The 12,899-nt window shown below is 51.8% G+C and carries 7 protein-coding genes, 1 tRNA gene and 3 rRNA genes; all 11 read left to right on the plus strand.

What is annotated here, in order from left to right:
* The first annotated feature begins 4 nt into the window (after positions 1-4).
* Positions 5-283, plus strand: a complete 279-nt coding sequence (locus SPIGRAPES_RS10420; protein WP_014270719.1) for a thioredoxin domain-containing protein — start codon at positions 5-7, stop codon at positions 281-283.
* Positions 276-1,754 carry a monomeric [FeFe] hydrogenase gene (locus SPIGRAPES_RS10425; RefSeq protein ID WP_014270720.1) on the plus strand — a complete coding sequence of 493 codons (1,479 nt, stop codon included), beginning with the start codon at positions 276-278 and terminating at the stop codon, positions 1,752-1,754. Before SPIGRAPES_RS10420 ends, SPIGRAPES_RS10425 begins: the two co-directional genes overlap by 8 nt.
* Complete coding sequence (locus SPIGRAPES_RS10430; protein WP_014270721.1) at positions 1,751-2,242, plus strand: GAF domain-containing protein; 492 nt, start codon at positions 1,751-1,753, stop codon at positions 2,240-2,242. The genes SPIGRAPES_RS10425 and SPIGRAPES_RS10430 overlap by 4 nt, the downstream gene beginning before the upstream one ends.
* Positions 2,243-2,612: 370 nt before the next feature.
* Positions 2,613-4,361 carry a threonine--tRNA ligase gene (thrS, locus tag SPIGRAPES_RS10435; RefSeq protein WP_014270722.1) on the plus strand — a complete coding sequence of 583 codons (1,749 nt, stop codon included), beginning with the start codon at positions 2,613-2,615 and terminating at the stop codon, positions 4,359-4,361.
* A gap of 88 nt (positions 4,362-4,449) precedes the next feature.
* Positions 4,450-5,964 carry a carboxypeptidase M32 gene (locus SPIGRAPES_RS10440; protein ID WP_014270723.1) on the plus strand — a complete coding sequence of 505 codons (1,515 nt, stop codon included), beginning with the start codon at positions 4,450-4,452 and terminating at the stop codon, positions 5,962-5,964.
* A 12-nt stretch (positions 5,965-5,976) separates the two neighbouring features.
* Positions 5,977-6,573 carry a CDP-diacylglycerol--glycerol-3-phosphate 3-phosphatidyltransferase gene (pgsA, locus tag SPIGRAPES_RS10445; protein ID WP_014270724.1) on the plus strand — a complete coding sequence of 199 codons (597 nt, stop codon included), beginning with the start codon at positions 5,977-5,979 and terminating at the stop codon, positions 6,571-6,573.
* Positions 6,574-6,581: 8 nt separating this feature from the next.
* Complete coding sequence (locus tag SPIGRAPES_RS10450) at positions 6,582-7,409, plus strand: HAD family hydrolase (protein ID WP_014270725.1); 828 nt, start codon at positions 6,582-6,584, stop codon at positions 7,407-7,409.
* Positions 7,410-7,729: 320 nt separating this feature from the next.
* A 16S ribosomal RNA gene (locus SPIGRAPES_RS10455) occupies positions 7,730-9,270 on the plus strand.
* A 136-nt stretch (positions 9,271-9,406) separates the two neighbouring features.
* Positions 9,407-9,480 (plus strand) — tRNA-Ile (locus SPIGRAPES_RS10460).
* Positions 9,481-9,568: 88 nt separating this feature from the next.
* A 23S ribosomal RNA gene (locus tag SPIGRAPES_RS10465) occupies positions 9,569-12,510 on the plus strand.
* 78 nt (positions 12,511-12,588) lie between these two features.
* Positions 12,589-12,702 (plus strand): 5S ribosomal RNA (gene rrf / locus SPIGRAPES_RS10470).
* Together the 16S, 23S and 5S rRNA genes with 1 tRNA gene alongside form the textbook arrangement of a ribosomal RNA operon.
* Positions 12,703-12,899: the final 197 nt, after the last annotated feature.

Raw genomic sequence — 12,899 nt, forward strand, 5'->3', positions numbered from 1 at the left:
TTGTATGGGCAAGAAAGAGAAAGTGATGGTGAGAATTTGTGTGGGTACGGCCTGTTTTGTGCAGGGCGGCGCCGATTTGCTGCTCTATAATGACTTTTTGGATCCGGTTGTTCTTGCAAACTGTGATATTGAGGGGGTTTCCTGCCTCAATATGTGTAAGCAGGTTGCTACAGACTCCCCCCAGAATGCAAAACCCCCATTCGTCAAGATCAATGACAAAGTCTATGGCGATGTTTCCCAGGAGCGGTTCTGCAAATTATTAGCGGAGGCGGTTAATGCTTGAACTGAATAATCAGTACACATTGATTAAGCGCAGGATACAAACAGAAGTTCTCAAGCAATTCTTCGATGATACATTGGAAAGGGATGCTGATAAAATTCCTTTTGTCATCATTCCGAAGGAACGTATTCCGAATCGTTGCTGCATCTATAAAGAAAGGGCTATGATCCGGTACCGGATCATGGCACTTTTGGGTATAAATATCGAACAGTACGATGATGAAATGAAGCCCTTGAGTGAATATGTGAAAGAGGTTCTCGCCAAGGATACGCCTCCGTTGCCTATTTTAACGACAATAAGCACGGCATGTTCCTCCTGCCCTCCTGATAGATATCTTATCAGCGATGCCTGCAGGGGCTGTTTTGCGCGGCCGTGCCTTGCCAACTGTCCGAAAGACTGTATTACGTTCATCAATGGACAGGCCCATATCCAGGAAGACCGCTGTATTCGTTGTGGTAAATGCAAAGAGGTGTGTCCCTTCCATGCCGTAGTCCATATTCCCGTTCCCTGTGAGGAGGCTTGCCCCGTCAATGCGATAAAGAAAAACGAGGCAGGGTATGTGGAGATTGACTATGCACATTGCATCAGTTGCGGACGCTGTGCTATGAGTTGCCCCTTCGGTGCAATAGTCGAACGCTCGGGTCTTATTCCTGTGGTCAAGATGATTAAGGCCGGTGTGGATGTGACTGCCATGATTGCACCCTCCATTGAAGGTCAATTTCCCGGGACCTTGGGCCAGATCAAGCAGGCTTTGCTTGTATCCGGGTTTACGCGGGTTATTGAAGTTTCCCAGGGTGCCGAGGTTACGAGCAACCATGAAGCCGAGGAATTGACACGGAAAAAAGAAAACGGTGAAGGGTATATGACTACCAGTTGTTGTCCTGCCTACATGGAGATGGTTGACAAGCAGTTGCCTTTCCTTGCAGGGAAACGTTCTAGCGCCAGGACGCCGATGGGGTATTCAGCCGAAATATGTAAACGGGATTTTCCTGAGACAAAGACTATTTTTATTGGTCCTTGCCTTGCCAAGAAGGTTGAAGGGGCTATGTCAACTGATGTGGATGGGGTTATCACATTCAGTGAGCTTGCTTCCCTGTTCATGGCCAAAGGGGTAGATGTCCGGGAGATGGAATCTGCAGACCTTGGCGATACAGCATCCTTTGAAGACTGCAGGGGGTTTGCCCTGACTACAGGGGTAGCCAGCTGTGTTGTCAGTCGCCTCAAAGAGGGCCTTGATGTGCAGACCATGCCTATTAATGGGGTCGATAAACGGATGTTCCGCATGATGAAAGTCTGGGAAAAACGTCCGCCAGAGGTGGATCTGATTGAGGTGATGTGTTGTGAAGGCGGGTGTATCAACGGTCCGGGAACTATTGTCAAACCTTCGGTTGCCTTGAGACTTCGCGGGGGAAACAATGCAGCGACTCCGGTCAAATCCATGCGTGACCCACTGAAAATGATGGAAAAGAAATGAAAAGGGAAATGATGATGCAAGATGGTGCATTGCTTCTTTCTCAGGTCTCTTCCCTGACTGGGAGCTGGGAGGGCAGTATCGAGAGAAGGTACTGCCATCTTAGCAATGTTTCGGCACTGCTAAAAGACTATTTTCCAAATACCAATTGGACAGGTTTCTATATCCGCGAAAAGGATAGCGACCATTTGGTCCTGGGTCCGTTCCAGGGGAAAGTTGCTTGTACCGATATAGACTTCAAGCGGGGAGTGTGTGGCAAAGCCGCTAGTACTGGACAAAGTCAACTGGTAGCTGATGTGCATTGCTTTGAGGGGCATATTGCCTGCGATGGGGCTTCGCGCAGTGAATTGGTTGTTCCTATCTTTGCCTCTGATGGTCAGGTTGTTGCTGTGATTGACCTGGATAGTCCTTCTGTTGGCCGGTTTTCCAAGGAAGACCAGCTTGTCGTGGAGCGCATAGCAAGTTTGCTTTCCAAAAGACTTTGGGCTTGACTAAATTACGTAATGTGCGCATTCTTATGCATAAGGCGTTGAGAAAGACGAGTAAACGGAAGCGAGGCAACAGAGAGGATTCCCTTGGTTGAGAGGAATCTGGCAGGCGCCCTTTGAAAACCCCTTTTGAGCCGCATATCGAACGGGCAACCCAGTAGGTTATGCCGCATACCTGGCGATATAGGTACATGAAGCGTCTTCTCCGGCGAATAAGAGTCGGAAAGGAAGCAAGGTGGAACCGCGGAAACATGAGAACCTTCATGCTTTCGTCCTTGCCGTACTACGGAACATGCCGTAGCGGAGGGCGATGGCATGAAGGTTTTTTTATGCGACTGAGATCCACTGGTAAAAATGTGGAAAGGAGATAGAAATGGCTAAACAGGAAGCGGGAGATGAAAAACTCGCGAAGATTCGCCACTCAATGGCCCATGTAATGGCTGAGGCTGTGCTTGAGATGTTCCCATCTGCACAGATTGCCATCGGGCCTTCGATTGAGAATGGCTTCTACTATGATTTCGATTTGCCAAGGGCACTGGTTAGCGATGATCTGGAAGAGATTTCAACCAGAATGAAAAACATCATCAGCGAAGACAAAAAATTTGTCCGTACGGTTGTTAGCCGCGAAGAGGCCAAGGCAGTCTTTGCTGGGCAGACATACAAGCTCGAATTGATAGATGCAATTCCCGAGGGTGATGAGGTTTCCTTATATAACCAAGGTGGTTTTACCGACCTGTGCAGGGGCCCCCATGTTGAATCTACCAAGGAATTGCGTGGTGATTCCTTCAAACTTATGAGCATTGCCGGCGCCTATTGGAGGGGTAAGGAAACAAATCCTATGCTTACCCGCATCTATGGTACTGCCTGGGCCAATGCAAAAGATTTGCGTCTCTATCTTCAGCATCTTGAGGATGTCGAAAAGAGAGACCATCGTAAGCTTGGCAAGGAACTCGATTTGTTCAGCCTGCATGAAGAAGCGGGTCCCGGCCTTGTCTACTGGCATCCAATGGGGGCCAGGGTTCGTCTTGCCATCGAGGATTTCTGGCGCAAAGAGCACTATACCAATGGGTATGAGATGGTATATACCCCGCATGTCGGAAAATCCTGGCTCTGGGAAACCAGTGGCCACTTGGATTTCTACAAGGAAGGCATGTACCCCAAGATGGAGATGGACAAGAGTGATTATTATGTAAAACCCATGAACTGTCCGTTCCATATCATGATTTATAAGAATAGCAAGCGGTCCTATCGAGACCTTCCATTCCGTTGGGCTGAACTCGGAACCGTATATCGATATGAAAAGGCCGGGGCGATGCACGGATTGATGCGAGTCCGTGGTTTTACCCAGGATGATGCACATTTGTTTGTCACTCCCGAGCAGATGGACGAGGAAATCAAGGAAGTGTTGCGCTTCTCTTTGCATATGCTTCATTCCTTTGGATTCCAAGAGATTAAGGCATATCTGTCCACCCGGCCTGAAAAGGCAGTTGGGGATCCTTCCCGATGGGACGATGCAACCGAAGCCCTTCGTAAGGCTATTGTCGCCGAAGGCTTGAGCTATGAGGTGGACGAAGGCGGCGGAGCTTTCTACGGGCCAAAGATTGACTTGAAAATCAAAGACGCCATTGGTCGTGAATGGCAGCTTTCGACCGTACAGTTTGACTTTAATCTCCCGGAACGTTTCCATATGACCTTTGTAGACCGCGATGGTGTCGAAAAACAACCTTATATGATTCATAGGGCTCTCTTGGGGTCCATCGAGAGGTTCTTCGGGGTTCTCGTCGAGCATTACGCAGGGGCTTTCCCCCCATGGTTGGCTCCTGAGCAGATCAGGGTAATCCCTGTCGGGGAAACGTTCTTTGACTATGCTAAAAAGGTTGAGGCTCGTCTCCGTTCGGAGGGATTCCGGGTGAGCTGTGATCTGGGTGATGATAGGATGAATGCCAAGATTCGCTCAGCTCAGCAGATGAAGATTCCCTATATGATGATTATCGGTGAGCGGGAAGAGCAGAATGACCAGGTGTCTGTACGTTACCGTAACGGTAAGCAGGACAATGGTTTGGCTACAGAGGCTTTCATTGCCGCAGTGAAAGCGAAAGTTGCCAGCAGGGAACAGTTGTAAGTCAGGGTTTTTGCCTACGCTTGCAGATATTGAACTGTGACAGGTAAAAGCCGGGAGTTTTCCGGCTTTTGCCTTTTTGGAGGTTTCCATGACAAAAAAACAAGCTATTGAAAAGCTTGAGGAGATGGACCGTCATTTGGTGATGCTTGAACATATTGAGTCTGTACTTTCCTGGGACCAGGAAATCGCCGCTTCAAAGAAAGGCCTTGACGAACGGGCGAGGCAGATGGGCTGGCTTTCCTCTGAATTCCATGAACTTGCCTGCGGCAATGAGATGGGTGACATCTTATCCCAACTTGGTGCTGATGCCGATCATCTGGAAGGGGATGGGCAAGATGACTTTGAGAAAGCCTTGATACGGATCAGGTTCCGATTTTATGAGAAAGAACGGAATCTTCCGGTCTCTTTGGTCCGGAAACTCAGCGAGGCTACGTCCGTAGCCCATGAAAGCTGGGTTGAAGCAAGGAAGCAGGATGATTGGAACCTGTTCAAGCCCGAGCTCCAGACCTTGGTCGATTTAACCAGGGAAAAGGCTGCCTGCTTTGCCAAGGAGGGTTCCTCGCAATATGATGTGTTGCTGGATGACTATGAACAGGGTATGAAGACTGCAACGGTCAAGGCTCTTTTTGACAGCGTGAAGCCTTCTTTGGTTTCGCTGGTGAAAAAGCAAGCCGATCTCAATGTAGATAATTCATTCCTGTTTAAAGAGTATCCGATTGACAAGCAGGAAGGCTTTGCCTTCCAAGTGCTCTCTGATATGGGTTTTGATTTTACCAGGGGTAGCCGTGCTGTCTCTGTCCATCCGTTTACCTCGACACTGGGAAGCGATGATATTCGTATCACGACAAGGTATACCGACCCTAGTGTCATGGATTCTTTCTATTCTTCTGTGCACGAAGGCGGGCATGCCCTCTATGAAATGGGAGCGTCGAAGGGCAGGCAGAAAGGAACGAGCATAGCCAATGGGGCCTCGATGGGAATGCATGAATCGCAAAGCCGGCTCTGGGAGAATATGATTGGCAGGAGCGAGGCTTTCTGGGTTCATTATTTCCCTCTTTTCAAAAAGACCTTCCCCTCCCAGCTTGAAGGAATTGGATTTGAGCATTTTGTGAAGGCAATCAACAGGGTTGCCCCCGGATATATCCGGACAAATGCTGACGAAGTAAGCTATAGCTTGCATGTCATATTGCGGTTTGAGCTGGAACAGGCAATGTTGGATGGGTCACTTTCCTTGGACGATGTCCCCCAAGCCTGGAACCGGAAATCGGAAGAATTGCTTGGGATAGTCCCCAAGACCTGTCGCGAAGGTGCTTTGCAAGATGTTCATTGGAGTGGCGCGGATTTTGGTTATTTCCCTACCTATGCACTGGGAAATCTATATGGTGCACAGATCTGGGAGAAGTTGAATTCTGATCTGGATAGTGATGTATTGCTTAGAAAAGGTAATTTGAAGGAAATCGGAGCCTACCTGAATGGAGAGATTTATAAGAAAGGCTCTCTCTATAGGCCTGTTGATTTGTTGCATGGGGTCACAGGAAAAAGGCTTGACGCGATTCTGTTCACCAAGTACCTTGATAACAAATTCAGCCGTTTGTTCGGCTAAAAAAGGAAGTCCATGAATATCCCGAATAAGCTTACCGTTTCTCGCCTGATTATGGCCCCCTTGTTTTTCCTTGCTTTTAGCCTTCCTCTGTGGTTCGGCCCAAGGTTTGGTACGTTGTCCTCTGTCCTTACTATTGTATTGCTTGCAATGACTGAACTGACCGATTTGCTGGATGGCATAATTGCTCGTAAATATCATCTTGTAACCGACCTGGGAAAAGTGATGGATCCTTTTGCCGATACGTTTTCCCGACTGACCTATTTTGTCTGCCTGATGATGGTAGGGATCATGCCAGCCTGGGCTTTCATAGTCATTATGTGGCGTGAGTTCTCGATTATCTTTGTCCGGATGTTGATGATGGGAAAAGGTAAGCCGGTCCCTGCTAATATCTGGGGCAAGAGCAAGGCTGTACTCTATGCGGTAAGTGGAGCGGCTGGAATACTGTACATTGCTTTCGATCGCTGGTTCTCTTCCCCCGATTGGCTTGGCCCCATCGGTGTTGTTCTTACCGTGTTGTTTTCCCTTGCAGCCCTTGCTTCCGTTGCATCATTCTTGACGTACATCAAAGCTATTTTGAGGGATGGAAGTCTCTCAACAATGACTAAATAGGATAAGGTATGGATAATTCGGTTTTTTCTCAGGGTTCCGCTACGCTGCGGGACCTTTCTTTTCTTTCTCCCAGTGAAGTAGGGCCTTTGGAATATGTGCTTACTGATGTAGACGATACGATTACCACCAATGGTAAATTGAGGCCAGAGGCTCTGCAGGCGCTATATGATCTTAGTGAAAATGGGTTCAAGGTAATCTGTGTGACTGGTGGGTCTGCAGGGTGGGGTGATACGTATCTCCGCCAATGGCCAATAGAAGCTGTGTTAAGCGAGAGCGGGGCAGTTTGTCTCTATCGTGAGCGGAAGGTTATCAAGCGATATGTACATCCTTCGATCGTTCAACAGGGGTATCAGGAACGTTGCAGGAAACTGATAGAAGCGGTGCTTGCAGAAGTTCCCGGGTCGAAACTCTCCAGTGACCAGTTTGCAAGGTTGTATGATATTGCCTTCGACCATGGCAGCGAGCCTCCGTATTTGGATAAAGACCAGATTGAGGCAGTGGTTGCTGTCTGTCGCAGGCATGGTGCTGCTACTGCGGTGAGTTCCATTCATGTAAATGCATGGTTTGGGCAGTATGATAAAAGAGAGGGGACGATTTCTTTTTTTAAGGATATCCTTGGTATCGATGCAGAAACTTTGAAAAAGGTCTGCTGTTATTGTGGTGATGCCCCCAATGATCAGGTTATGTTTTCATATATTCCCCTGTCTTTTGGGGTTGGGAATGTATTGGACCATAAAGCTGAAATTACCGAATTTCCTGTCTATGTGTCACATTATCATGGAGGTAAAGGGTTTAGTCAGATTGCAGCTGCCTTGATTGCTGCGAAAAATGAATAAATGTCAATTTCTTTACAAAGTTCACTTGACACTAGAGGGCCTATTTTGATATGTTATCGAAGCACGCTGAGCAACACAGTTTGTTCAGCAAGTAGATTTTTTACAGATATATGAGAGAAGAGAAGAGAAGATATACGCGAAGATGATTGCCGGTAACGGCTGTTGATCGAGCGTGAAAGCGAAAGCTTTCATGGAAGCATTAGGGCTTCCTAGTCAATTCGAAATGATGAACAGTAGATGAAAGAAGCTACGTTCGTTTGCGAGAAAAGACAGGGCAGACTATCGAAGTAATAGCTGCGGGGCTTCGGCCCCGTATTCCTATGACGGAGAGTTTGATCCTGGCTCAGAACGAACGCTGGCGGCGCGTTTTAAGCATGCAAGTCGAGCGGCAAGGGCCTTCGGGCCCCTAGAGCGGCGGACGGGTGAGTAACACGTGGACAATCTGCCCCCCGGTCCGGGATAGCCTTGGGAAACCTGGGATAATACCGGATACGAGCGGGGCCCCGCAGGGGGCCCCGGGGAAAGGCGCTTCGGCGCCGCCGGGGGATGAGTCCGCGGCCCATTAGCTAGACGGCGGGGTAAAGGCCCACCGTGGCGACGATGGGTAGCCGGCCTGAGAGGGTGATCGGCCACATTGGAACTGAGACACGGTCCAGACTCCTACGGGAGGCAGCAGCTAAGGATCTTCCGCAATGGGCGAAAGCCTGACGGAGCGACGCCGCGTGAACGATGAAGGCCGTGAGGTTGTAAAGTTCTTTTCGGGAGGGGGAATAACCGTGGCAGGTAATGGCCGCGGGATGACGTGAATCCCGGAATAAGCCCCGGCTAACTACGTGCCAGCAGCCGCGGTAACACGTAGGGGGCGAGCGTTGTTCGGAATCATTGGGCGTAAAGGGCGTGCAGGCGGCCCTGCCAGTCTGGCGTGAAAGGCCCCGGCTCAACCGGGGAGACGCGCTGGAAACTGCAGGGCTTGAATACAGGAGGGGATGCCGGAATTCCAGGTGTAGGGGTGAAATCTGTAGATATCTGGAAGAACACCAATGGCGAAGGCAGGCATCTGGCCATGTATTGACGCTGAGACGCGAAGGTGCGGGGAGCAAACAGGTTTAGATACCCTGGTAGTCCGCACAGTAAACGATGTACACCAGGTGGCGGGGGGTTGACCCTCGGTACCGAAGCTAACGCATTAAGTGTACCGCCTGGGGAGTATGCTCGCAAGGGTGAAACTCAAAGGAATTGACGGGGGCCCGCACAAGCGGTGGAGCATGTGGTTTAATTCGATGGTACGCGAGAAACCTTACCAGGGCTTGACATATACCGGAATATGCCTGAAAGGGCATAGCTGCTTGCAGCCGGTATACAGGTGCTGCATGGCTGTCGTCAGCTCGTGCTGTGAAGTGTTGGGTTAAGTCCCGCAACGAGCGCAACCCCTGCTGCCTGTTACCACCACGTAAAGGTGGGGACTCAGGCGGAACTGCCGGTGACAAACCGGAGGAAGGTGGGGACGACGTCAAGTCATCATGGCCCTTATGCCCTGGGCCACACACGTGCTACAATGGCCGGTACAGAGCGCAGCGAGGCCGCGAGGCGGAGCGAATCGCTTAAAGCCGGTCCCAGTACGGATTGGAGTCTGCAACTCGACTCCATGAAGTTGGAATCGCTAGTAATCGCGCATCAGCATGGCGCGGTGAATACGTTCCCGGGCCTTGTACACACCGCCCGTCACACCATCCGAGTCGGGGGTACCCGAAGTCGCCAGCCCAACCCGCAAGGGGGGGCGGTTCCGAAGGTACGCCTGGTGAGGGGGGTGAAGTCGTAACAAGGTAGCCGTACCGGAAGGTGCGGCTGGATCACCTCCTTTCTACAAAGAAAGGCAGGTCCGAGGCCCTCACAGCCGCGGACCGCAATCCAAGGCCGTTGGCCAGCAGGTGAGAGTCCTGCAAACAAATTCCCTAATGTTTCCTAATCTCTTCTCTTCTCTGATATTTCTGTCAATCGGGACTGTAGCTCAGGTGGTTAGAGCGCGTGCCTGATAAGCACGAGGTCATAAGTTCAAGTCTTATCAGTCCCAATTCAGTTGCAATGGCAACTGGTTTTTTTACAGTGTACAAGCTAGCAATAGTAAGTCGATATAAGCGTAGGGATTGGAAGAATGATATGGTCAAGTGAAATTAGGGTCCACGGAGGATGCCTAGGAGCTGCCAGGCGAGGAAGGACGCGATAAGCTGCGATAAGCCGCGGGGAGGGGCCAATACCCTTTGATCCGCGGATTTCCGAATGGGGTAACCCGAATGTCCTGATGACATTCGCATGCACATGAACAAAATAGTGTGCATGCGGTATACGCTGGGGAGTGAACCATCTAAGTACCAGCGGGAGTAGAAATCAAACGAGATTCCCCCAGTAGCGGCGAGCGAACGGGGAGGAGCCCAAACCGCGTGCCTTCGGGTGCGCGGGGTTGTAGGGGTGCGGCGGGGGCTTTGCCCCGTGCAGTAAGAAACCGGAAGCGTAGCGGAACGGTCCTGGGAAGGCCGGCCAGAGCGGGTGAAAGCCCCGTACGCGAAACGCCTCCGGCTGCATGGCCGCGCAACCTGAGTACGGCGGGACACGAGAAATCCTGCCGGAATCTGGGGGGACCACCCTCCAAGGCTAAATACTCGGCAGCTACCGATAGCGCATAGTACCGTGAGGGAAAGGTGAAAAGGACCCCGGGAGGGGAGTGAAAGAGAACCTGAAACCGTGGACCTACAAGCGGTCAAAGCCCGGAAGGGTGATGGCGTGCCTTTTGTAGAATGAGCCTGCGAGTTACCGTATGCGGCAAGGTTAAGGGATAGGAGTCCCGGAGCCGCAGGGAAACCGAGTCTGAACAGGGCGTTCAGTCGCGTGCGGTAGACCCGAAGCCAAGTGATCTAGCCATGGCCAGGCTGAAGCAGGAGTGAAATCCTGTGGAGGGCCGAACCTAAATCCGCTGAAAAGGGTTGGGATGAGCTGTGGCTCGGAGCGAAAGACTAAACAAACTTGGAAATAGCTGGTACTCTCCGAAATAGCTTTAGGGCTAGCGTTGCAGGGACTGTCGCGGAGGTAGAGCACTGGATAGGTGAGGGCCCGTCACTGGGTACCGAGCTTAACCAAACTCCGAATACCGCGATACAATATGCAGCAGTCAGACGGCGACTGATAAGGGCCGTCGTCAAGAGGGAAACAGCCCAGACCGCCGGCTAAGGTCCCAAAGGCGTGCCAAGTGGGAAAGGAAGTATGATTGCACAGACAGCCAGGAGGTTGGCTCAGAAGCAGCAACCCCTTCAAAGAGTGCGTAATAGCTCACTGGTCGAGTAGTCATGCGCCGATAATGTAACGGGGCTAAGCACGCCACCGAAGCCGCGGGACAGCACTAGATGCTGTCGGTAGGAGAGCATTCCGTGTACGGAAGAAGCGGGGGCGGAAGCCCCCGTGGACGGGACGGAAGTGAGAATGCAGGCATGAGTAACGAAAAGACGGGTGAGATCCCCGTCCGCCGAAAGCCTAAGGTTTCCAGGGTAAAGGTAATCTACCCAAGGGTTAGTCGGCCCCTAAGGCGAGGGCGAGAGCCGTAGTCGATGGGAAGCTGGTCAACATCCCAGCACCTCCCAGAGTTCCGATTGGGACGACGCATAGGGCGAAACGCAGCAGGGCGACGGTAGTCCCTGTCGAAGCGGCGAGCCGTCGAGGCACCCAGGCAAATCCGGGTGCCGAGGCGAGCCGTGAGCGAGGCCTGTCTAGGCAGGCCGAAGTGCGCGTAGTCGTCGTGCCGAGAAACAGTCCCTAAGGTTAGGCTCTGGGGGCCCGTACTATAAACCGACACAGGTGGGCGAGCTGAGAATGCGCAGGCGCACGGAAGAATTCGCGTTAAGGAACTCGGCAAAATGCATACGTAACTTCGGGATAAGTATGGCCCCCGTAAGGGGGTTGCAGTGAAACGGCCCATGCGACTGTTTACCAAAAACACAGGTCCATGCGAACCAGCAATGGGAAGTATATGGACTGACACCTGCCCGGTGCTGGAAGGTCAAGAGGAGTTGTCAGAGCGATCGAAGCAGCGAATCCAAGCCCCAGTAAACGGCGGCCGTAACTATAACGGTCCTAAGGTAGCGAAATTCCTTGTCGGGTAAGTTCCGACCCGCACGAATGGTGTAACGATATGGGCGCTGTCTCAACGCGAAATCCGGTGAAATTGAAGTCCAGGTGAAGATGCCTGGTACCCGTGGTTAGACGGAAAGACCCCGTGAACCTTTACTTCAACTTGGCATGGAGACTTGGACAGGGATGTGTAGGATAGGTGGGAGGCCGCGAGGCATGGCCGTCAGGCTGTGCGGAGCCGCTGGTGAAATACCACCCTTCCCTTTCCAATTTTCTAACCCGACCCGTAATCCGGGCCGGGGACAGTGCCAGGCGGGAAGTTTGACTGGGGCGGTCGCCTCCCAAAGAGTAACGGAGGCGCGCGACGGTCACCTTAGGATGGTTGGGAATCATCCGGCAAGTGTAAAGGCACAAGGTGGCTTGACTGCGAGGCAAACAAGCCGAGCAGGTACGAAAGTAGGTCTTAGTGATCTGGCGGTAGCGCGTGGAAGCGCCGTCACTTAACGGATAAAAGGTACTCCGGGGATAACAGGCTGATCTTGCCCAAGAGTTCATATCGACGGCAAGGTTTGGCACCTCGATGTCGGCTCATCGCATCCTGGGGCTGGAGCAGGTCCCAAGGGTTTGGCTGTTCGCCAATTAAAGCGGTACGCGAGCTGGGTTCAGAACGTCGTGAGACAGTTCGGTCCCTATCTGCCATGGGCGTTGGATGTCTGAGGGGTTCTGCTTTTAGTACGAGAGGACCGAAGTGGACGAACCTCTGGTGTACCAGTTGTCGTGCCAACGGCATCCGCTGGGTAGCCACGTTCGGAAGGGATAACCGCTGAAAGCATCTAAGCGGGAAGCCCTCCCCAAGATGAGACATCCCCCCCGCACTCGATGCGGGCTGAAGGAAACAGGGAGATGACCTGTTCGATAGGCCGGAGGTGTAAGCGCAGCAATGCGTTCAGCCGACCGGTACTAATCATCCGTGAGGCTTGACCATATCATCGTTCCAGTCCCCCGCGGGACCGCCAAGGCCGGTCGCCCGAGCTCCATGCTCAGGCTACCAGGCGTTGGCCGGCCCGGTGGCCATAGCAGAGTGGATATACCCGTTCCCATCCCGAACACGGAAGTCAAGCACTCTCACGCCGATGGTACTACGGTTCGTCCGTGGGAGAGTAGGTAGCCGCCGGGCCTTTTCTTTGCCCTTTTGCCCCCTGTGGGGTGAGGTTCATATATTGCAGGAGCGCACTTCGGTGCGCTTTTGTTGTTTCTGGGTAGTTTAAAAAAAGGTTGGAAAAAAGTCGGTATTGATTTTTACTTCACGATTTTTTTGTCTCAACCGACAACGTCTTCAGTTCACCCCAGGTACGGAAACAGTCCAAGAATTCA

It is taken from the genome of Sphaerochaeta pleomorpha str. Grapes (assembly GCF_000236685.1).
In the GTDB taxonomy this organism is placed as follows: Bacteria; Spirochaetota; Spirochaetia; order Sphaerochaetales; family Sphaerochaetaceae; genus Sphaerochaeta; species Sphaerochaeta pleomorpha.